The 19,736-nt window shown below is 60.9% G+C and carries 19 protein-coding genes and 1 tRNA gene; 11 read left to right on the forward strand and 9 right to left on the reverse strand.

The features are described 5' to 3' along the window. Positions 1-62 precede the first annotated feature (62 nt). The gene (locus AC0L2Y_RS21925; protein ID WP_473559437.1) at positions 63-1,019 is read left to right on the forward strand and encodes a LysR family transcriptional regulator; all 957 of its coding nucleotides are present in this window, start codon (positions 63-65) and stop codon (positions 1,017-1,019) included. On the opposite strand, the gene AC0L2Y_RS21930 is transcribed toward AC0L2Y_RS21925, so the two are convergent. Further along, positions 952-1,578, reverse strand: a complete 627-nt coding sequence (locus AC0L2Y_RS21930; RefSeq protein WP_473559439.1) for a TetR/AcrR family transcriptional regulator — start codon at positions 1,576-1,578, stop codon at positions 952-954. The two genes, AC0L2Y_RS21925 and AC0L2Y_RS21930, sit on opposite strands and share 68 nt — an antisense overlap. A gap of 66 nt (positions 1,579-1,644) precedes the next feature. On the opposite strand from AC0L2Y_RS21930, the gene AC0L2Y_RS21935 reads away from it, so the two are divergent. Next, positions 1,645-2,070, forward strand: a complete 426-nt coding sequence (locus AC0L2Y_RS21935) for a VOC family protein (RefSeq protein WP_473559441.1) — start codon at positions 1,645-1,647, stop codon at positions 2,068-2,070. Here the strand turns inward: AC0L2Y_RS21935 and AC0L2Y_RS21940 are convergent. Further along, positions 2,067-3,017, reverse strand: coding sequence for a S1C family serine protease (locus tag AC0L2Y_RS21940; RefSeq protein ID WP_473559443.1), 951 nt, complete (start codon positions 3,015-3,017; stop codon positions 2,067-2,069). The two genes, AC0L2Y_RS21935 and AC0L2Y_RS21940, sit on opposite strands and share 4 nt — an antisense overlap. Positions 3,018-3,186: 169 nt before the next feature. Here AC0L2Y_RS21940 and AC0L2Y_RS21945 point away from each other — a divergent pair, with 169 nt between their 5' ends. The 3 genes from AC0L2Y_RS21945 (at position 3,187) to AC0L2Y_RS21955 (ending at position 5,680) form a co-directional block, all read left to right on the forward strand. Next, on the forward strand, positions 3,187-4,056 hold the full coding sequence (locus AC0L2Y_RS21945) for a S1C family serine protease (protein WP_473559444.1): 870 nt from the start codon (positions 3,187-3,189) through the stop codon (positions 4,054-4,056). 7 nt (positions 4,057-4,063) lie between these two features. Next, positions 4,064-4,699 carry a helix-turn-helix transcriptional regulator gene (locus AC0L2Y_RS21950; protein ID WP_352566048.1) on the forward strand — a complete coding sequence of 212 codons (636 nt, stop codon included), beginning with the start codon at positions 4,064-4,066 and terminating at the stop codon, positions 4,697-4,699. Positions 4,700-4,813: 114 nt separating this feature from the next. Continuing rightward, on the forward strand, positions 4,814-5,680 hold the full coding sequence (locus AC0L2Y_RS21955) for an SDR family oxidoreductase (protein WP_473559447.1): 867 nt from the start codon (positions 4,814-4,816) through the stop codon (positions 5,678-5,680). Positions 5,681-5,734: 54 nt separating this feature from the next. On the opposite strand, the gene AC0L2Y_RS21960 is transcribed toward AC0L2Y_RS21955, so the two are convergent. Both AC0L2Y_RS21960 and AC0L2Y_RS21965 read right to left on the reverse strand, forming a co-directional pair. Further along, positions 5,735-6,250, reverse strand: a complete 516-nt coding sequence (locus AC0L2Y_RS21960; protein ID WP_352866311.1) for a TIGR00645 family protein — start codon at positions 6,248-6,250, stop codon at positions 5,735-5,737. Between the two features lie 236 nt (positions 6,251-6,486). Then, positions 6,487-8,646: an OmpA family protein gene (locus AC0L2Y_RS21965; RefSeq protein ID WP_473559449.1), complete on the reverse strand. Its 2,160-nt coding sequence runs from the start codon at positions 8,644-8,646 to the stop codon at positions 6,487-6,489. Positions 8,647-8,881: 235 nt separating this feature from the next. On the opposite strand from AC0L2Y_RS21965, the gene AC0L2Y_RS21970 reads away from it, so the two are divergent. Both AC0L2Y_RS21970 and AC0L2Y_RS21975 read left to right on the forward strand, forming a co-directional pair. Beyond that, positions 8,882-9,328 carry a YcgN family cysteine cluster protein gene (locus tag AC0L2Y_RS21970; protein WP_473559558.1) on the forward strand — a complete coding sequence of 149 codons (447 nt, stop codon included), beginning with the start codon at positions 8,882-8,884 and terminating at the stop codon, positions 9,326-9,328. A gap of 223 nt (positions 9,329-9,551) precedes the next feature. Beyond that, positions 9,552-9,911, forward strand: a complete 360-nt coding sequence (locus AC0L2Y_RS21975; protein WP_473559451.1) for a hypothetical protein — start codon at positions 9,552-9,554, stop codon at positions 9,909-9,911. Positions 9,912-10,042: 131 nt separating this feature from the next. Here the strand turns inward: AC0L2Y_RS21975 and AC0L2Y_RS21980 are convergent, their stop codons facing one another. Then, a complete protein-coding gene (locus tag AC0L2Y_RS21980) occupies positions 10,043-10,753 on the reverse strand; it encodes an SIMPL domain-containing protein (RefSeq protein WP_473559453.1) in 711 nt (236 codons plus the stop codon). A gap of 184 nt (positions 10,754-10,937) precedes the next feature. Between AC0L2Y_RS21980 and AC0L2Y_RS21985 the strand changes: the two genes are divergently transcribed. Beyond that, positions 10,938-11,013, forward strand: a tRNA-Ile gene (locus AC0L2Y_RS21985). Positions 11,014-11,129: 116 nt separating this feature from the next. Here AC0L2Y_RS21985 and AC0L2Y_RS21990 read toward each other — a convergent pair. The 3 genes from AC0L2Y_RS21990 to AC0L2Y_RS22000 all read right to left on the reverse strand — a co-directional run bounded on the left by AC0L2Y_RS21990 (position 11,130) and on the right by AC0L2Y_RS22000 (position 12,864). Further along, positions 11,130-12,320 carry a tyrosine-type recombinase/integrase gene (locus tag AC0L2Y_RS21990; protein WP_473559455.1) on the reverse strand — a complete coding sequence of 397 codons (1,191 nt, stop codon included), beginning with the start codon at positions 12,318-12,320 and terminating at the stop codon, positions 11,130-11,132. 4 nt (positions 12,321-12,324) lie between these two features. After that, complete coding sequence (locus tag AC0L2Y_RS21995; protein WP_077383578.1) at positions 12,325-12,546, reverse strand: helix-turn-helix domain-containing protein; 222 nt, start codon at positions 12,544-12,546, stop codon at positions 12,325-12,327. Between the two features lie 66 nt (positions 12,547-12,612). Next, positions 12,613-12,864, reverse strand: coding sequence for a helix-turn-helix transcriptional regulator (locus AC0L2Y_RS22000; protein WP_473559457.1), 252 nt, complete (start codon positions 12,862-12,864; stop codon positions 12,613-12,615). Between the two features lie 447 nt (positions 12,865-13,311). Between AC0L2Y_RS22000 and AC0L2Y_RS22005 the strand changes: the two genes are divergently transcribed. From AC0L2Y_RS22005 to AC0L2Y_RS22015, 3 genes are all read left to right on the forward strand, one after another. Continuing rightward, on the forward strand, positions 13,312-17,181 hold the full coding sequence (locus tag AC0L2Y_RS22005) for an AAA family ATPase (protein ID WP_473559459.1): 3,870 nt from the start codon (positions 13,312-13,314) through the stop codon (positions 17,179-17,181). A gap of 217 nt (positions 17,182-17,398) precedes the next feature. After that, positions 17,399-18,172 (forward strand): hypothetical protein, encoded by a 774-nt coding sequence (locus AC0L2Y_RS22010; RefSeq protein ID WP_473559461.1) that lies wholly within the window; start codon positions 17,399-17,401, stop codon positions 18,170-18,172. Next, entirely contained in the window at positions 18,172-19,215 is a 1,044-nt protein-coding gene (locus AC0L2Y_RS22015) for a DUF4238 domain-containing protein (protein WP_473559463.1), read from the forward strand. Before AC0L2Y_RS22010 ends, AC0L2Y_RS22015 begins: the two co-directional genes overlap by 1 nt. Before the next feature lie 9 nt (positions 19,216-19,224). Here the strand turns inward: AC0L2Y_RS22015 and AC0L2Y_RS22020 are convergent, their stop codons facing one another. After that, a complete protein-coding gene (locus AC0L2Y_RS22020; RefSeq protein ID WP_473559465.1) occupies positions 19,225-19,728 on the reverse strand; it encodes a ubiquitination-like system serine protease family protein in 504 nt (167 codons plus the stop codon). Positions 19,729-19,736 lie beyond the last annotated feature (8 nt).

The raw sequence follows: 19,736 nt of genomic DNA on the forward strand, positions 1-19,736 counted from the left end.
GCAGACCCATTTGAAAAACTGGTATATTTTGTATATTATCCATCTAAATTGTGGATTGAACGATGCAACCGAACCCGACGCTTGACCAACTGCAGATATTGGTTGCGGTGGCCGAGACCGGCAGCTTCTCGGCCGCCGGGCGCAAATTGAACCGCGCGCAATCGGTGATCAGCTACGCCATCGCCAACCTCGAAGCGCAGCTCGGGCTGAAGCTGTTCGAGCGCGAGGGCACGCGTGAACCGCAACTGACCGATGTCGGCAAGGCGACGCTGGAAGATGCGCGGCGTATGGTCGGCGTGCTGCAACGCATCCGGTCGCGTGTCGACGGATACCGGCAGGGATTGGAGGCCGAAGTTACGCTGTCGGTCGACGTGACGCTACCGTCGCCGGTGCTGGTTCGGGTGCTAAAGGCATTCGAGGCGCAGTTCCCGGCCGTGACGCTGCGTCTGCATATCGGCTCGCTTGGCCTTATCCTCGATCATGTTGTCGGCGGACAGGCCGATCTCGGCATCGGGGGGCTTCTGGGTGAGACGGACGTTAATCTGCTTCGCATCGGCTTCATCTCCCTGGTGCCAGCCGCAGCGCCTGATCACCCGCTCGCGCTGCTGCCGAGACCAGTGGCGCTAGAGGATGTCCGCGAACATATCCAACTGGTCGTCTCGGATCAGTCCGAGCGTACGCGCGGGCGTGACTATGGCGTCTTCGCCTACCGCACCTGGCGGTTGACGGATGTGCGCACCAAGCACGTGCTGATGCGCGAGGGGCTGGGCTGGGGCGGGCTGCCGCGATGGCTGATTGCCGATGATCTGGCGAACGGCCGGCTCGTCGAACTCGATCTTGAGCCTTATAGCGAAGTTCGCGCGCCGCTCTATGCCATGCACCGCGCCGATCGCAGCCCGAAACCGGCGGCCGCCTGGCTGATCGACCAGTTCAAGCGCCAGCTAGGCTGTTTCAACGAATTCGAACCGGGTGAGGTGCCTGAGGATGAGCCGGAGACAGGCCGTCGATCAGCGCCATGAGAACGGCGCGATAGTCCTCGATCGATGCTCCAGCTTCGATGGCGAGCGCTGCGCGGTCGAAGGCAGCGGCGAGCAAAGCGGTCAGTGCTTCTACAGGCAGTCTCGTCATAGAGTGCGAGCGCATCGCGGCAACAAGGCCCTCGCGCAGCGAACGGTTGCCGTGGCGATCGTCGATCGCATCCATGGCGGCGCGGCCGAGCACGGCCGGGCCATCAAGCAGCAAGAGCCGCGTGCGGCCAGGGGCACGCATGGCAGCCAGATAGGCATCCGAGCCGGCAATCAGCGCATCGCGGGCAAATAGCGAAGGCGGCGACGCCCGTTCGATCTCTTCCGAGACGGCTTGCGCCTCCTGTTCGACCACAGCGGCAAACAACGCCTGCTTGTCGGCAAAGTGATGATAGAGCGCGCCGCGCGTGACCCCGGCAGCGGCGACGATCTCGGGTGTGCCGGTCTCGGCATAGGACTTTTCGGTGAACAGTTTTCGCGCCGCGGCGATGAGCTCGGCGCGTGTCGCCTCGGTGCGATCACGGTTGGAGCGACGAGCGAGCCCTTGTTGCATACATGCAGCCTGTATGTTAAATGCATTTACATGCAGACTGTATGTTATTCGCCGGGAGAAGGAAAGATGAGGACGACGAGCTATTATCCGGTGCTGATGACGAGCGACGTCGCCGGCACGGCAGCCTTTTATGTTGCGCATTTCGGCTTCAAGCCGCTGTTTGAGGCCGACTGGTACGTACAGCTGCGCTCAGCCGTAGACCGCAGCGTCAACCTCGGCATCGTCCAGGGCGATCATGAGACGATCCCGGAGGAAGGGCGGGGCCGCACATCTGGCCTGCTGATCAATTTCGAGGTCAGGGATCCGGATGCCGTCTATGAACGGATCACCGCCGCTGGCCTGCCGATCCTGCGAACGCTGCGCGACGAACCCTTCGGCCAGCGCCATTTCATCACCAGGGATCCCAACGGCGTGCTGATCGACGTGATCAGGCCGATCCCGCCGAGCTCAGAATTCCTGGCGCAATATGCGCAGGGTGCTGCGGCGCGCTAACTCGCCCGCGCCAACGGCATCACCGTGACCTGCGTAATGCCGGAGCGGCGCACCACGGTGCACAGTGTCTCGCGGCCAATGCGCTCGGCGTCGAGCATGCGCACCAGATCGTCGACGCCGGTGACCGGGCGGCCGTCGATGGCGGCAATAATGTCGCCTTCCCTGAGGCCGGCTTTGGCTGCCGGGCTGTTCTTTTCGACGGTGCGCAGGCGCACCGCCGTGCTGCTCGATACTTGCGACAAAAGGGCTGCGCGGCGCGGCAGGTTGGTAGTGTCGGCGGAAACGCCGATGAAGGCACGGCGCACGCGGCCGAAACGGATGATTTCCGAGATGACGAAATTGGCCGTGTTGGAGGCAACCGCGAAAGCGATGCCTTGCGCACCATGGATCATCGCGGTGTTAACGCCGATCACCTCGCCGGCCGAGGACACCAGCGGTCCGCCGGAATTGCCAGGGTTGAGCGCGGCGTCGGTCTGGATGACGTCGTCGATGAGCCGGCCGGTGGAGGCACGCATCGAGCGGCCGAGTGCCGAGACGACGCCAGTGGTGACGGTCCATTCGAAGCCGAGCGGATTGCCGATGGCAATTGCAATCTGGCCGCGCCTCAAACGCTTGGAATCGCCAAGCGGCGCAACGTCGGCAAAGTTGCCGTCGGCGCGCACCAGCGCAATGTCGGTGTCGGGATCGCGGCCCAGCACGCGGCCTTCCCTGGAGGCGCCGTCCGGCATTGACACGCGCACGCTGCGCGCATCGCCGACGACGTGGAAGTTGGTGACGACCAGCCCGTCCTGCGCGATGACGAAGCCGGAGCCATGGCCGCCCGGGCCACCGATGCGCTCGATGCGGCAGACGGCGGGCCCGATGCGGTCGACGGCATCGGCGACCGTCGCCGAATAGGCATCGAGAAGGCTATCGTCATATTGCAATTGCTGGGCGGGCAGGGCCATCTGAGGGCTCCGTTTTGAACAAGATGAACAATGCCTATATGTGCGGAGCTGCCGGACCGGCCGCGACCTGACCAGATGGCCAGTCAAATGCCCAACTAGCCGTCAGGCGAGTATCCGCCAACGCCCTGCCGGGCGATATCTGGGTCACGAAGAACCCAGGAGACAAATCATGAGCGATTTCAATCTGAGCACGTTTTCCGACGCCATTGCCGACATCGCGGCAGCCACGGCACCAGCGACGGCCAGCTTCGCGACGCACCACCGGACGTCAACTGCTTTCCACTGGCGGGACGGCTATTTCGTCACTGCCGAGGAGGCGGTCGAGGCCGGCGAGGAGATCGAGCTGACGTTTTCTTCGGGCGAAGTCGTCAAGGCGGAACTGGTCGGCCGCGACCCGTCCACCGGCACGGCCGTTTTGAAACCGGCCGGCGCGCCGAGCGCCCCGTCACTGGTAAAGGCGGATGCGGTGCGGCCGGGCAATCTGGCAGTCGTAGCGGGCAATAGCGACGGCACCTCGCTCGCTACCTTCGGCACGGTCGGCGAGGTCGGCCCGGCTTGGCGTTCGATGCGCGGCGGCACCATCGACCGGCGCATCAATCTTGCCGTCAATGCCGGCGGCCGTTTCGAGGGCGGCCCTGTACTCGACGCCAAGGGCGGACTGATCGGCATGCTGCTGTTCGGGCCGCGCCGGCGGGCGCTGGTCATGCCTTACGAAACGATCGAACGGGCAGTCACGACGCTGCGCGAGAAGGGTCATGTGGCGCGCGGCTATCTTGGCGCCGGCCTGCATCCGGTGCGCAATGGTGATACACAGGGCGCCATGGTGATGAGCCTCGACGATAACGGGCCGGCGAAAGCAGCCGGTCTCAGCCTCGGCGACATCATCGTGTCGTGGAACGCAGAGACGGTGCATGGCCCGCGCGAGCTGATCCGCAAGCTCGGACCGGACAGCGCCGGTGCCTTGGTGACACTCGGCGTGGTGCGCGGCGGCGAGAATCGCGAGGTTTCCCTGACCATCGGTGAAAAGCCACTGAGCTGAGGGATAGATGGTAAGCGGTGAGGTCGCTGGCAGACGGCTGACAGTGCTGATCGCGCTCGGTGACGCCGAGCGCGCACGAAGTCTGTCCGCGGCTCTCGCCGCGACCGATGATCTGCGGCCGGTTCTGGCGGGCGAAGTCGACGGGCGTGAGGCGGCGGATGTCGCCATCGTCGATGATCATGGGGTACAAGACAGTCTCTTCGACGCGGCTATGCCTCGGGTGCTGCTATCGTCGCGAGCGGCCCGGGAGCTGCCGGCCGATACAGTGTTTGCCGTGCTGCCGGTGCAAGCGGACGAGTTGCTGATCGCCGCGGCCGCGCGGCTGGCGGCGGCGGGCTACCGGATTTCGCGCGACAGCCATGCTCTATCCGAACGGCATCACGATTTGACCTTCCATGACAGCGACCGGTTCGAAGACGAACCGACCGACGAGCAAATCGTTCGGCCGACGCTTTCGCCGCGCGAAAGCGAGGTGCTGGCGCTGCTGACAGAAGGCGCGCCCAACAAGGTTATTGCGCGCCGGCTGAACATCTCCGTGCACACGGCGAAGTTCCACGTCGCTGCGATCCTGACGAAGCTCGGTGCCGCCAACCGCACCGATGCGATCGCCATCGCCATGCGGCAGGGCTTGGTGCTGGTTTAGCTCGGATTGTCTCAAGGCCGACGCAGCGTAACCCGCATCCGGTGTGTTGGGCCTTGCGCGGCGGTTCTCAGCCGCGCAAGGATCGTGTTTTTCATGTTGCAGGGAGGCGCAAGGATGTCGCTCAAGGGAAAGACGCTTTTCATCTCCGGCGGGTCGCGCGGCATCGGGCTGGCGATTGCGCTGCGCGCCGCGCGCGACGGCGCCAATGTGACGATCGCGGCCAAGACCGCCGAGCCGCATCCGAAGCTGCCCGGGACGATATACACGGCGGCGCAAGAGATCGAGCAGGCCGGCGGCAAGGCGCTGCCGGTGTTGTGTGACATCCGGGATGAAGCACAGGTCGCCGAAGCCGTCGCCAAGACCGTGGAGAGGTTCGGCGGCATCGATATCTGCATCAACAACGCCAGCGCCATCCAACTCACCGGCACGCTGGAGACTGATATGAAGCGCTACGATCTGATGCACCAGATCAACACGCGCGGCACTTTTCTCGTCTCCAAAGTGTGCATTCCGCACTTGAGGTTGGCGGAAAATCCTCACATCTTGAATCTGGCACCGCCGCTCGACATGAAGGCCAAATGGTTCAAGAACCATGTCGCCTATACGATGGCTAAGTTCGGCATGTCGATGTGCACGCTGGGGATGAGCGCCGAGTTTGCCAGGGATGGCATCGCGGTCAATTCGCTATGGCCGATCTCAACCATCGACACGGCGGCGGTGCGCAACCTCCTGGGCGGAGCGACGGTGGCGGCGATGAGCCGTTCGCCCGACATCATGGCCGATGCCGCACACGCTATCCTGGTCAGGCCCTCGCGCGAGGCAACCGGCAATTTCTACATCGACGAAGAAGTGCTGCGTGCGGAGGGCGTCAGCGATTTCTCGGCTTATGCGCCGGGTGCGACAGGCCCGCTCGCCGGTGACTTTTTTGTGCCGGACGAGGTGTTCGGCCGGACGGATACCGAAATCAAAGCTATCTACTGACGGAAAGCATCTAGCTACAGAAGTATGTCTCAAAAGACCGGCACAGACGCGTGCTTATTCCTCGGCTTTCTTGGCTTTGCCAAGACCCATCAGCCGGTCGATATAGGCAAGCATCAGTGCCGAGAGAACGAAGGCCAGATGAATGACGGTCAGCCACATCAGCTGGTCGGTCGTGTAGGAGACCGAGTTCAAGAACACCTGCAAGAGGTGGATCGAGGAGATTGCGACGATTGTCGAGGCGACCTTGACCTTCAGCGAGCCGACATCGATCGTGCCCAGCCAATGCACCTTGCCGTCATTTTCATCGAAGCGGCTGACGAAGTTTTCGTAGCCCGAGATGATCACCATCACCACCAGTGAGGCGACCAGCGCGGCATCGATGAGGCCGAGCATTTTCAGGATGGTGTCGGTGTCATCGAGCGTGAAAGCGACGGGAACGAACTCGAACAGCTTCTTGCCGAATGACACGGCATAGATGGCAAGCGCTGCACCCAGTCCGAGATAGAAGGCGACCAGCAGCCAGCGCGAGGCGAGAATGATCGATTCGATGGCAAGTTCGAGGCGCTTCATGCGGTTCGGGCTCCGTTGTCGGAGTGCCGTATTTCGGGCAGGCTGCGGCGGTTTGCAAGGCTCCAAAAAAACGAAACCCCGCCGGGGAGGGGAACCGGCGGGGCTCGTGTGTCCCGCTGGAGTCGGGACAGGGCAGGGAACGCCCTGTCCAGAATCTGGGATGGGTAACCACACGTTTCAAGATTGATGACCGCGCGATTCAATAGTTGATCAAATCGCGCGGTTCACATTCCGGTTTATTGGGCGCTGGCCACCGGCGCCACCAGCGGGGTAATCCGGCGGATGGCGACGCGGCGGTTCTCGCGGTTGGGTCCCGACGTGTTGACCTTGAGATACTCCTCGCCATAGCCCTGCGTCGTCAGGTTCTCCGGCGGGATGCCAAACGCGTTGGTCAAGGCTTCGGCGACCGCCTCGGCGCGGCGGTCGGACAGAGCAAGGTTCGCTTCCGGTGTGCCGACAGCGTCGGTATGGCCCTCGATCAGGAAGCTCTCGGCCGGGTTTTTCTTCAGCAGCTTGTCCATGGCGTTGGCAACACCCTCCAGCTTCTGGACTTCGGTGTCGGAAATCGAGGCCGAACCGAATTCGAAGTTGAGCGTGTCGAGGTCGATGCGGCGGGCGATGTCGCGCACGCGGGCCGAGCGCTTGACCTCGTCGATCGAATAGAGGCGCTGGACCCTCTCGACCGGCGGCCGTTCGAGGAAGGTGTAGTAGTCGTCCGGATCCTCGACCTCCTCGGAATCCAGAATGTATTCCTCCTGCGGGATGGTAAGGCGCATCGGCGGCAGGTCGTCGCCCGGGTCGCGCCAGTCTGCATCATAGTCATAGTTCCGCTCGTCGACATAGCTCAGCACATATTCGCGGCCGTCGGGCGCGATGCGTGAACGCTGGATAACGTCGCCGTAACGGTTGCGGATAGTGACGATCCGGACACCATTGTCACGCTCGACGATTTCCCGGGTGCGATCGCCCGACAGGTCCTCATAATAGATATTCCTGGCGCCACGATGCATGCGCGGGGCATCGCTGCTTTCGACGAACGTCTGGTTGTTGAACTGGAGGATGACGCGGTCGCCGAATTCCCTGACGACGTTGGCACCCTGGGGACGCGGACGGCGGCGAACATCCTCGATGTCGGGCGCACGCTCGACACGCTTGCCCTTTTCCTCCGTCACCGGAACGATCTTTTCAGGCTTGATCGCCTGCTGGGCCGCCTTGTCGTCGGTAGGTGGCGGTCCCTCCTCGACCGGAGCCGGCTTCGGGGCTTCCACCTGGTTTTCGCCCTGCTGGGCGGGCTGGTTGCCCTGCTGCTTACCGGCATTTTGGCCGCGCTCCTTGCCACCCTTGCGCTTGCGCAAGACATCCTTCTGGCTGTCCAGAACAGGTGCCTCGTTCGGATTGGCCTGGGCTTCACCCTGGACCGGATTTTCACCCTGGACCGGCGCGGCCTGGCCAGTCGAAGGCTGTTCGCCGGTTGAGGGCTGTTGCTCTCCTGTCACCGGCTGTTCGCCGACAGGCCTCTTGCCACGTTTCTTGATCTTGTCCTGGGGCTGTTCGCCCTGGACGGGAGCGGCCTGCTGCTCGGTCGGAGCCGGTTGGGCCTGTGGGGTCGCTTCCTTATTGGTCGGCGCCGGCTGGCCTTCCGGCTCCGTGGCGGGTCCGGTCAATTCAGCAGGCTTCTTGCGCTTGCCCGGCTTTTGTCCCGGCTCGACAGTCGGAGCCTGTTCTGCCGGGGCGGCCTCGATCTGCTGGTTCTGTTTTTGCTTCTTCTTGCGCGGATTGACGTTGGGCTGGTTGTCGTTTGCCGGCGCTGCCTGCTCGGCCGGTTGTTCCGATGGGGCCGCTTCGATCAGCTGCTGATTGCGCCGCTTCTTGCGGGGCTGTTCGGTCTCGGCCGGAGCGATCTGCTCGGTGGGAGCAGATTCCGTTTGCTGCTGTTGGTTGCGCCGCTTCTTGCGGGGTTGCTCGGTCTCGGCCGGAGCGATCTCGGCCGGAGCAGATTCCGTTTGCTGCTGTTGGTTGCGCCGCTTCTTGCGGGGTTGCTCGGTCTCGGCCGGAGCGATCTGCTCGGCCGGAGCGGATTCTGTTTGCTGCTGCTGATTGCGCCGCTTCTTGCGGGGCTGCTCCGACTCGGCTGGAGCCGCCTGCTCGGCCGGAGCGGATTCCGTTTGCTGCTGGTCGCGCTTCTTCTTTCTGGGCTGCTCTGCCTGCTGGCTTTGCGCGCAGGCCTCCGCCGACTCGCTCTCGGCGCAACTCGATTGCACTGGGATGAGCGGCGCTGCGGTGCGTTGCACGGGGCTGAATGCGGCAGTGCCTTGCAGCGGGAACGCGCCCAACGGCGCGGACGCCATCAACAGGCCAAGCGCCGTGCCTGCCAGAATCCGTGGTTGGCGTTTCATCATAAACACTCCTTGTGGCGTCCCATCCCTGCCCAAACTTTCAGCAACCATGTTTGGTTCCTGTTTGTAGGTTCTAGCTGTGGCACAGGGCGATTGACCGGCGTTTTGAAGGCGACTTCATGTCATTCGTATGGTCCTGGCATATATTCCGGCGTATGGTCCCGGCGTATCGTTCGGACGAGGGTGCACGGTTGCCGTGCTTGACCTTGAAGCGTCCGAGGGCCACATGCCGACGATGGAAAAGCCGTTCTGGAAAACCAAGACGCTCGAGGCGATGACCCCGGCCGAGTGGGAATCACTCTGCGACGGCTGCGGCAAATGCTGCCTGTCCAAACTCGAAGACGAGGACACCGGAGAGATCTATTGGACCAGCGTCGGCTGCCGGCTGTTCGACGCTGGAAGCTGCCGCTGCTCCGACTATGTCAACCGGCTGGCGCGTGTTCCGGATTGCGTCGGGCTGACGCCGCAGAATGTGCGCACCATCAGCTGGCTGCCCAAGACCTGCGCTTACCGGCTGGTTGCCGAGGGCCGCGATCTCTATTGGTGGCACAGGCTGGTGTCGGGAAGCGACGAGACCGTGCACGAGGCCGGCATCTCGATGCGCGGCCGGGTCAGCGCCAGCGAGACCGACCTTGCCGAGCCGGACGACTATTTCGACCATATGCTCGCGGACGAGCCTTAGGATTTCCTCTGGTAACGAAGACCGGGACCATGGCAAACGGTACGCTCCCCATTTGCCCTGCATAGAACGGTTCCAGAAACGCAGAGACTAAACGGCTGGCCCATTCTTGCCGCATGAACGGCGGATGAATGGCCGGTTGGCAAAAAATTCAGACAGGCAGGTGCATTCTCCTCCCATCGGTTCGACGAAAACGGGTGGAAACCCTCAACAAGGAGAGAAGACAATGTTCAACACCATCAAGACTGCGGCTCTTTCGGCTGTTGTCGGCCTTGGCACGCTTGCTGCCATTCCCGCTCATGCTGACAGCATCTATCTCGGCTTCGGCAACAACCAGGATCCGCGCGTCGGCGTCTATACCGGCGACGAGGATGATGGTTACTATCGCGAACACCGCCGTCATGGCGGCTGGCGCCGGTCCTGCTCGCCGGAGCGTGCCATCGACAAGGCCGAACGCATGGGCCTGCACCGCGCCCGCATCATCGACATCAACCGCCGCACGGTCAAGGTTGCCGGCCGCCAGTATGGCGATCGCGTCGTGATCGTATTCGCCAACGAGCGCGGCTGTCCGATCATCTATCGCTAAGCCCGTCGGAGCTTTGCGGCCGGCGATCTTTCAGCCGGTAGAGTAGCGGAGTCCCTTTCCGCCAGAACGGAAGGGCGCGGCTCGAAAACCCCGGAGGATCGATCCTCCGGGGTTTTTCATGCGATCGACGGCTACTTCAGTTCGAAAGTCACCGTCACCTGCGCGGTGTAGGAATTTTCGCCCGCCTGTACGGGGACCGATGCGCCGGCGGCATCGAAAGCCTTGGCATTGATCGGCATCGGTGGCGGTGCGAAATTCTGGTCGGTGATTTCCAGGACCCGGCCGATGCCGACGCCCGCCGCTTCGGCCAGCGTCTTGGCCTTGGCCATCGCATTGGCGACGGCCTTCTTGCGGGCCTCGGTGACGGCTGCCGCCGGATCGTCGTTGGAGAAGGAAATGCCGCCGCCCTGGTTGACGCCGAGCGACACCGCCTTGTCGAGAATGTCGCCGGTCTTGTCGATGTCGCGGATGCGCACCGACAGCGTGTTGGTCACCTGATAGGCGACAAGCTCGGCCTCCTGGCTGCCGTCGGGCTTGTTGGTGTAGTTATACCGCGGGTTGATCTGGATGCCCGCGGTCTGCAGGTCGCGCTCCTTGATGCCGGACGATTTCATCGCAGCGATCACCGCGGCCATGGCGTCGTTATTGGCATCGAGCGCCGCACGTGCCGTTTTGGCTTCGCGCATGACGCTGAGCGTCAGCAGAGCCAGATCGGGTGCTATCGCCGCCTCGCCTTCACCGGTGACGACGATACGCGGCGGCGGTGGCGCATCGGCGGCGGCCGCGATCGCCGGAAATGCGATTGCGGCGGCAATCGCCAGGGGCAAAAAACGTCTGGTCATGAAATCTCCTCGATCTGCGATCCCAAGACAACCGAGTGTTGGCCGGCGTCCAATGGGCGACGTGCAATAGGTTATCAATATGGGCTGATTTGGGCGATCTCTGCCAGCCCCTTGGAACGTCTGCTCGGAAAGCCCCAGGGAAAGCCTTGTGCGGTTCAGGGAAAAACACTAATCCAGCGCCGTGGGGCCTGTAGCTCAATGGTTAGAGCCGGCGGCTCATAACCGCTTGGTTGGGGGTTCGAGTCCCTCCGGGCCCACCATAACCTTTGATTTTATTGAAGAAATTTGGCCTTTGCCCACGCCCTGCCCACGCTTTGCCCACGGCGCTTTGGCAGCAAAAAATCCTCTAACGGGCGCACTTCGAACAGTTCGTGATTCATTGTGAGCCGACGATGCGCAAATTGGCCCGCCGCTTCGCCTGATCGCGCTTTTCTTCGCGCTGGTTTATCGCTCTCGCAATGTCGACGGCAATGCGCTTCTTGTTGGCCTCACGGACGTATTCGTCGGTCACCGTCATCGACGAATGTCCCATAGCCTCCATTATGGCGCGCGCTTGGATGTTACACTCGGCGAGGTAGGTACCGAATGTGCGGCGCAGTCCATGAAGCGTATAGCCATCGCCTATTCCAGCCTGCCGGGTCCAATGCCGCATCATGCCGGAAAGGCTCTTTTCCGAGAAAGCCGTACCATAAGCGGTCTTTAAGACGGTGCCGCCTTTCGAGCGGTCGAGAGGTTCAAGCGCGACTGCCAGCTTGTCTACGACCGGAATGAACATCTCTCGACCCCCGTGGCGATTGCGGTTTTTCTTCTGCCGAAAGTCAAAGGCTTCGATCAACGCCAGCGAGCCGTCGAACAGCTCGATCTCCTCGCTCACCAGATCGCACCATTCAAGGGCAGCGATATCGCCGCGCCGATTGCCGAGCCAGAAACCGAGTGCGTAGCAGGTCCGAGCAGGGGTACCAATTGGATGCCGCTCTTCGTACTTTTCTCTGATCCCGATTGGCCAGGCCGGGTTCTTGGTGGACCTGGGCACGCGTACACGAATGGACAGCGATGGGTCGTCCTGCGGCTTGATCCATTTCTCGACTTGAATTGCCACCCACAGCAGTTTTTTGATCGCGACAAGAAGGTGCTTGGCGACCGTCCGGTTGGCAAGAAAGATGCCCTCGATTATCGCGCGCAGACGATCGGCATCAAGATGTTCCACCGGGGTATCGCGCCAAGTCAGTGGATAGTCAGGATCGACCTGCATCTCAAGGAAGCGTTCAATGAGCCGCAGGTTCTTCCGCTGCGTTGCCTCGTCAAAGTCCAGCCATTCCATGGTAGTTTCGAGTCGCCGTGCTGCATGCCCAAAAGTACGCGGCAAGGCGCGCCCCGGCATGTTGATAATTTCCGCGCTGCCAGCGCGACCTTCAACGGCACGCCGGTAGGCGATCTCAAACGCTTCGTCGCCGGGCTGGCCGGGTAAGGTTATTTGTCGAGCATGGCGATTAGCTCGGAAGCGCCAGTACTCCTTGCCATTGACCAGGCGCGAAGAAGCTCCAGGGTAGTCAGGATGTTTGGCCATTGAATTACTCTCCGCGCTGCAAGTCCTCGCGTAGGGGCTTCTGCAACAAGTCCTCACTTTTCATGGCAGCACGCAGCAGGACTGGGTAAGGAAAGCCTCTGCCTTGCTCTATACCTTCAAAGGTGCGCTTCGGTATTCCCAGCACCTTGGCCGCGGCTTCGGCAGTGAACCCTTCCTTGGCCCGCCATGCTTTCACATCTTGCGCAAGTTTCTCATTTTCGTTCACGTCATGCCTTCCGCGCCGGCTATCATCGTACTACGCCTACAGCGCATACGCAACGAGCGTAGTTGCTTATCTTGATTCTACGTCCCGTTTGCTTCGTTCCAACAGCTCTTGAAGGCCGCTATCTTTGTCCGGCAACGAGGTGAAAGCAAAATCCAGGGCTACACGATCCCAGACAGCGCGGCTGTTGATGCGCTTGGGTTTCGGCATCCGCCCATCGGCAACCATCTCGTCAAAAAGCGTCGATCCGACACCGATGTAACGAGCTGCTTCCTCACGAGATAGCCCTCTTGGGGCATATGAGATTGCGTCATTCTTCATGGACGCTGCCTCGATCCTGATAATCCGGGCGTGTTGGCATCGAAGCACAAAGCCACATCCTAATTGCCATTCGTAGCGACGAGATCGTGTTGGGCTAAAATAGGATGAGCCTCGTTAAGCGGAAGCGGCCTGACTAGTTCGTTCGGCCTAAACTGGCAGCAACGTGTGAACTGGGGTCATCCCGGCAGGAGAGCAATCCGTGGGCCGCGGCGGTCGGCTTTTCGCTGAGCTGGCGATCAGGGAGCCACTACTCAGACGTCGCCTTCGGTGAAGGCCGATTGCCGACAGTCCGGTTTCAGCGAAGTTTCGGCTAGCTGTCGTTCCGCCACCGACCTCAATGTCAACAGCCGTAAGGTCGACTCGCGACCACATCGGTTATGTATTGCTGACATTTTTTGATGGCCCGCAAGGAGCTTCTCTTCTAGTCTTTTTAGGGCGGGGGGAATCATGGCCATTTCACTGTCGGAGGCCACAAACAAACTGCTCTCGGGAAAACCCCTTAGCTGGAAGAGCTTCGGGGAAATCAAGGCCGGGCAGATTCAATTGTCCTCCCCTGCCAGAAGGCGCTTATTTCATTTCCTGCTATCCTCGGACAAAACCAAAGTTGCGGCGGCCAGCGAGGAATTGTTCGAAGGCCTTATCGCCGCCTGGAACAACGCATCATTCGATCCTGCTTCGCAGCAAACCACCACCAAAGCGGCGGCGGACGGCGCACGCTGGCGGCTTGCCAGGATGGAGGCGGGAGGTTTCGGGGGCCTGAACCTGCTGGATGGTCCTCCCTTCATGCTGGCCGCTAACCGGGAAAACTGGTGCCTCGAAGGGCAAAACGGTTCGGGCAAAACGTCGATCGCCAGTGCGATCATCTGGGCGCTGACGGGCTATCGCTGCCGGGACCAGGACGGTCTTGTAAAGGATGACGGCCAGCGCATGCCTGTGTTCAACGATTCCGGCGTGCAGATCGGCGACTGGCCGCCGACGGTCGCCTATCCGTCCAATGCGTTGAAACTAACAGGCACTGCTGAAGCCTGGGTCCGACTTTCATTTCAGGATGATGACGGCAATATAGCGGAAGCTTACCGCCGGCTAACCGCGCCGCCGGTGGGCGAACCGCAGTTTGGCGCCAGGATAGATCCTGCCCTGGGGGAAGCCCCGCAGCTTGTGGAAACCGGCCTACTGATGCCAGCGCGCCTCGCGCGGGTCGGTTTTGGCGAGAAGAGTCATTCCATTTACGAGGCCGTCAAGCTTCTGACCGGCCTCGATCAGCTTGCCGACATTGGCGAAGGTGCAGCCAGCTTTTCTCATAAGGCAAAGCGGTTCCTCAAATACGGTTCCGACAAGGGTATCCAGGCGATCGAAACCAAACTGCAAACGGCGCTCGACCGTGCGGCGGAGCAAGCCGGCAAGGCTGGTTTCGGGCTGACGATCGTTGGCAAGCGGGAAGACAAGACTTACGCGCAGGGACTACGCGAGCTCGCAGACAGCGCCGCCGCCCTTGCGGCGACGCATTCGCACGCGCTCCAGGCAGAAGTCGCAGAAGATGTCGACACCGCGAACGCGGAGCACCGAGCCCGGATCACGAGCGCGGTCAGCGCGGCGCGCGGCGTTCTGCAACAGAATGTCAAAGGCATTACTCTCTTCGAAGGCTGGGCCGCACTGAAGGCCGCGCACGCCGACTCCCGTTTCGCGGCGCTCTCCCAGGTTTTGACCAGCGCGCAAACGCAGATCGGGCAGGCCATTGCGTGGGACAAACGGCAGGGCGAAGATTCACGGCTTCGCCTGAAAGCATTGGCTGCCCAGTATTTCGTGCGCGCGAGCCATGAGCATGACGACGCCGATTGCCCTTTGTGCAAAGGCAAGCTTTCGCTTCCCGAGCAAAAGGCGCTCGCGGCCGAGCTTGATGACCTGAAAGCGGCCGCCGACGCGGCGCAGCGCAAGCTTGCCGATGCCTGCGCTGCGATAGAAAAACAGGTCAGGGACGTGATCCCCGCGGCGCTAATGCCGCACTTCGCATCGCTCTCGGACATGCAACCCCGGACGGCCTTTGAGAAAGCCGTGAGGGAAAGATTTGTGAAGGACGCTCCCTTTTCCACAGTCCTGACGGGAATGGCCGATTTCGCTGCAAACACCGCCGCCGTGCTCTCGGAAAAACTGCCCGCGTTCGACCATGTGAACCGCGCGGTTCCCGGCGACGTTCCTGCCGCGGGGCAAAGTCTTCTTGCCTACCTCTCGCTGGTTGAGCGTGTGGCGGCTCTGGTCGAATGGTGGACGGTGGAACGGCCGTCGTTCGTTGACGCGTGGAACGCGCTCAAAGGTGTTGCCGGCGAAAACGGCCTCTTTCCGGCGTCCAGTCTCGAAGGCCGGCTCGCTTCGCTAGAAGAGGCCCTGGAAAAGGTCGTCCCTCTCGACGATCTGGCAAAGGCGCTTCGAGACGGGGCGAAGCACGCCGAGAACTGGCTTGTGATCCAAACCGATCAGCGCGTGCGGGAGGCGATTGCCGAGGCCCTTGAACCCCTCAAAGACCTGCGCGGCCTTGTCACGGCGGAAACCGCCAGTTCGATTTCGGCGCTGTCAGGCCGTATGAAATCCATCCTTGACCGCATCCAGTTCAGGGAGCGGCTCGCGTTCGAGGATGCTGCGCTCGGCAAGAAATCGGTTCAGGTTTCAGGGAGCTTTGACCATGGCATCCGGATCGATGCCTCGACTGTTGCCAACAGTTCCTGGCTTCGCGCCATTCTCTGGGCCTTCACGTTGGCCATGCGCGAGCAGACCATTGAAGCCCTCGGCAGCAACCCATTTCCCCTGATGCTTCTCGACGACCCTCAGGTGACGTTCGATCCGCGCAACAAAAGGAAATGGGCCCAGGAACTGGCGCGAATTGCGAATGCAGATGCGGCTACGATCGAAGCCGCACAGCTTTTTCTTATCACCCACGAACGGCAGTTCTTCCAGCTTCTCGTCAACATCGAGAATCTTTCCGGGCAGCAAGGTTTGCTGGCCCGCCTCAATGCCAGCAGCAAGGTCGCAACGGTCGTCAATGGCCATGCCCTGGCGGCGGCATACGCGGAGGCCCAACAGGCCTCTGACGACAGACTCGCCTACGAATATATCGCTGATGTCCGCAGGTACTGCGAAGACCTGCTGAAGATCATGCTGCGCGCGGAGGAGCCGACGGTATGCGACATGACGATCGGTGATCTCGCGAAGCTTTTGAAAGAACGGCGCGATGCCAGCGTGGCGCCATTCAGCCATGCGGCGTTTGACAAGCTCTACAAGACGCTTTCCGGCGGCGGCGGGAAGCAGATGAAGATCATCAATGAGTCACACCATGTTTTTGATCGCACAATCGGGCTGGCCGAAGCGGGCGACGTGAAGACTTTCTGGGAAACGACCCTTCAGAGCCAGATTCATACGGGCTTCAAGGTGTACGCCGAGTATGAGGCTTACGCGGGGGAGCCGCGCCTGTTCCCCTGGATGGACAACGTCGTTTCCTTCCCCGCCGGAAATGCGGACGATCTCAGGAAATTGAAGCTCGTGCATACGGGCATTGCCGCTGCCGCGCGCACGGACGGCCGCGCCGGCGATGGACTGATCACGATCGAGGACCTCGCGAAAGCCATCGAGATCACGCTCCATAACCATGATGCTTATCAGTTGGCTGCAGGCACGCTCGATCCGGTGGCGGGGGTTGGCGACGTAATCATCACCAGCAACTATGCGAAGATCAAAGAGCGCAATCTGGTTACGGCCGCATTCGGCGACAAGCTTCTTGCCCGGCGCTACAACGAAACGGAAGCTCATCCGAATATCGCGGTCCTTACCGGCCAGAGCGTCGACCCTTACGCGCTGGCCCAGCCTGTCATCGCGCCGCGCGAAAGACTCTCGCCCCGCAAGATTGTAGGGACGCTGTTTGCAGGACGAGAGCTCCCAGTGCCGCCTGCTAACCCGAATGCGGAATTTATCGCCCTTTCGCCCTTCGGCGTCATCACGAAGCTGCTAGAGAAAGCCAGGCTCTTCGCAGTGAGCGGCCGCAGTGCAGAACCGATTGCTCTTGACGGACAGTACCTGATAGCCCGCGACGCGCTGATAACGCCCGAAGCTCTTAAGCGTCTTGACGGAGGCCTCGTTATCGCCGTTGATGAAGCGGGGGCGCGCTATTTCAAGCGCATGCGGCAGCGAGGTACGATTATCGTGCTGGAAAGCCTCAACCCAGATGGCATGTCGCCAAGCGAGCTGTTGAGCCTATCCAGCGGAGACGGATTGCCGCGTCTGACGCAAATCCTTGAAGTTGTCGGCGTACTTTTCGAACAACCTACATAGGCACTTGCAGTGATCGAGGTCCAGCATCTCTCGCTAGCTTTGATGTGCCGTCGATAATCTCGGCTGCGAGAGGAAATGGGTATCTGGCAATCGAAATTTGGAGTTGCTTAACGTCGATGTCTGCTACTGCCAGCAGGTACAAACAAGCCCGAATGAGTGACATCAGGCGCCTTCCTATGACAAACCGCAAATTGGCCTCCAAACCGGGATATAATTGTTGGTCGTCAAGGCGTTAATCGATCATCCAATGGCGGATTGGGTCTACAGGCGGGCCAATGAGCAACTCTCAGGCAGGGCCTTGTCATGCGCGGTGAACGCTCGGAACCATCTGGTTCGGGCGCAAAAGATCGCTGACGCTGAAATTTCGAATACTATCGCCTACTTCTGCGCGACACACGCCACCGAAGAGGCGGTCGCGGCGTTCATCGCTTCGGCGAAACAATATGGCTACCGTGAGTTAGCCAGGAAAGTGAATATCCATGACCATGCGCAGAAGGCGGTGGTATCGGCTTATGCTCAGATCATTTCGGGTCATGCAGAAGAGTTGAAGCTGGCAGTAGCCTACAACCCTGCCGCGGATGACGTTCTGGCAAGGGTCAGGATCGGAGGCGAAGAGATAGTCTATCCGCTACGGCTCAGGCTTTTCTCGTTCAATGAGGATGGCGAGGACCCGTCCTCGGAGGCTGCTTTCGATGCTCTTAGAAGTTGGTTTCCGAACCCAGCAGCCATGGTTGCACGCGTTTACGAAAGAGCGAGCTTCCGCGATAAGGCACTGTATGCCGGCGATGACGGCGGACCCGCTCTGTCGCGCCAGCAACTGGACGATGGGCTTCGTGAGCACACACTCCTGACGCTCGGCCTCATCTGGGCTGCGACGGATGTCACCGGCCATAAAGACCCGGAGCCCTTCGTCGTCCAGGTTCTCGGCGCGATATCGACCGTTATCGACCAAGTAAGACCTTCGAAGGTCTGCAAGCACTGCGGAAAGTAATGTCAGACACCGTCAATCACCACTTCATTCCGCAGTTTTATCTAAGGGGCTTCAGCGATTCAGTTGACCGACGGAAGTCCCAGGTTTTCGTCTTCGACCAGTCGACGAAGAAGTCGTTCCGAACACTGGTCAGAAACATCGGTGCGCGACGGAACTTTTTCCGGATCGACGTCGAGGGTTTTCACCCCAATCACGTTGAAGACGGCATGGCCGAGATCGAGAGCGAGATCGCACCTCTTCTCGAGGAAGTGATCGCCACGAAGAGCTTTCCCTCCGAAGCTCATTTTTCATCGGTCATGATGCTGATGGGGAATGTCGCCGTTCGCAATCCTCGCTTCCGTTCGATGGTCGAAGACCTTCATGTGAAGGTTGCGAATGGCATGATGCGAATGACGATTGCAGATAAGGATCGCTATCACGACTCAATCAGAGATGCTCGGGAAAAGGGCGCGCCAATCCGAGATGACATCAGCTACGAGGACATGAAGGAATTCATCGAGCGCGGCGAATACAACGTCGCGATCGATCGGACCTATCTTATAGGCTTGGAGCTCGACTCGGTTGCGACGGTCGTCGAACAACTGGCTCGCAGAAGCTGGTCATTCGCCTCGGCGCCGCCAGGAACCACCTTCATCACCTGCGACGACCCTGTCGTCCTGGCTTGGGCTGATGGACAGGATAAGGGGCCGTACTCTCCCGGGTTTGGAGTGTCTGGCACGATTGTCATATTTCCGATCGCGCCAGGCCTCGCGCTCATTGGTCTATTTGTCAAACAGCCGCCGAACCGGAATTTCCGCCGCGACCAGGTGGCTGACATGAATACGAGCATCGCAAAGAATGCCACGAAGCAGCTCTATGCCCGTGACGGCGAGTTCGAGATCCACACAAGGTCGGGTCTCTACACCAGCGGGAAGGATCTCCCCACGGCGTTGGCTCGACAGGCTGCCACTTTCACCGAACATGACCGTGCAGAGGCGCCTCAAGAGCCGCCACCTCGAAGCTGCCAGATACGAGCAGCATTTTCCTGCAGTAGCAATGTGTAAGCCAGGTGCCTAGCGTTTCCAAAAGAAGCCAACCTGTTTTCCTCTTCCCTCAAATGCTAGGAACCTTGCCACGAGACTTCGGCAGGCATTGAGCACGGCCCATGGAATCTCGTCGAGCATAAGTGCGAGATCTGCGTAGGACTGCGGCTCGCCTGTGAGTAAATCTGCGACGCGAGCAACCAGCGCGCTGTCAACGAACATCGGCCACCGCTCATTGGTCCAATAGATGCTGTTATCCCAAAGCACGAAGTGAGCGAGGCACCCGGTCTCCCGCCACACTGATGGAAAGAGCGTGAGCGCGTCGAGTGTCTCGTAGAGCCGCCACGCCGGACCGGTTCGCGGGTCGAGGTTGACGGTAAGGAGATCCCCACATCCGTCCGGGCAGCGCATGACCACGGACCGCACAACCCCTCGCTTCACGATAACAGTATCTCCTGCTTGGGCAGCGAGCGCTCCCGCTTCAGCTTGATGTTCGACGGTGCCAAGCCACCGCGCATTCCGAACTCCGTTCACGCGCCGTT

The sequence above is a fragment of the Mesorhizobium sp. WSM4830 genome (assembly GCF_055811495.1).

Bases quoted from the DNA above. Each gene is read 5' to 3' on its own strand.
- AC0L2Y_RS21925 (WP_473559437.1), top strand. From the start codon at position 63: ATGCAACCGAACCCGACGCTTGACCAACTGCAGATATTGGTTGCGGTG.
- AC0L2Y_RS21930 (WP_473559439.1), bottom strand. From the start codon at position 1,578: ATGCAACAAGGGCTCGCTCGTCGCTCCAACCGTGATCGCACCGAGGCG.
- AC0L2Y_RS21935 (WP_473559441.1), top strand. From the start codon at position 1,645: ATGAGGACGACGAGCTATTATCCGGTGCTGATGACGAGCGACGTCGCC.
- AC0L2Y_RS21940 (WP_473559443.1), bottom strand. From the start codon at position 3,017: ATGGCCCTGCCCGCCCAGCAATTGCAATATGACGATAGCCTTCTCGAT.
- AC0L2Y_RS21945 (WP_473559444.1), top strand. From the start codon at position 3,187: ATGAGCGATTTCAATCTGAGCACGTTTTCCGACGCCATTGCCGACATC.
- AC0L2Y_RS21950 (WP_352566048.1), top strand. From the start codon at position 4,064: ATGGTAAGCGGTGAGGTCGCTGGCAGACGGCTGACAGTGCTGATCGCG.
- AC0L2Y_RS21955 (WP_473559447.1), top strand. From the start codon at position 4,814: ATGTCGCTCAAGGGAAAGACGCTTTTCATCTCCGGCGGGTCGCGCGGC.
- AC0L2Y_RS21960 (WP_352866311.1), bottom strand. From the start codon at position 6,250: ATGAAGCGCCTCGAACTTGCCATCGAATCGATCATTCTCGCCTCGCGC.
- AC0L2Y_RS21965 (WP_473559449.1), bottom strand. From the start codon at position 8,646: ATGAAACGCCAACCACGGATTCTGGCAGGCACGGCGCTTGGCCTGTTG.
- AC0L2Y_RS21970 (WP_473559558.1), top strand. From the start codon at position 8,882: ATGGAAAAGCCGTTCTGGAAAACCAAGACGCTCGAGGCGATGACCCCG.
- AC0L2Y_RS21975 (WP_473559451.1), top strand. From the start codon at position 9,552: ATGTTCAACACCATCAAGACTGCGGCTCTTTCGGCTGTTGTCGGCCTT.
- AC0L2Y_RS21980 (WP_473559453.1), bottom strand. From the start codon at position 10,753: ATGACCAGACGTTTTTTGCCCCTGGCGATTGCCGCCGCAATCGCATTT.
- AC0L2Y_RS21990 (WP_473559455.1), bottom strand. From the start codon at position 12,320: ATGGCCAAACATCCTGACTACCCTGGAGCTTCTTCGCGCCTGGTCAAT.
- AC0L2Y_RS22000 (WP_473559457.1), bottom strand. From the start codon at position 12,864: ATGAAGAATGACGCAATCTCATATGCCCCAAGAGGGCTATCTCGTGAG.
- AC0L2Y_RS22005 (WP_473559459.1), top strand. From the start codon at position 13,312: ATGGCCATTTCACTGTCGGAGGCCACAAACAAACTGCTCTCGGGAAAA.
- AC0L2Y_RS22015 (WP_473559463.1), top strand. From the start codon at position 18,172: ATGTCAGACACCGTCAATCACCACTTCATTCCGCAGTTTTATCTAAGG.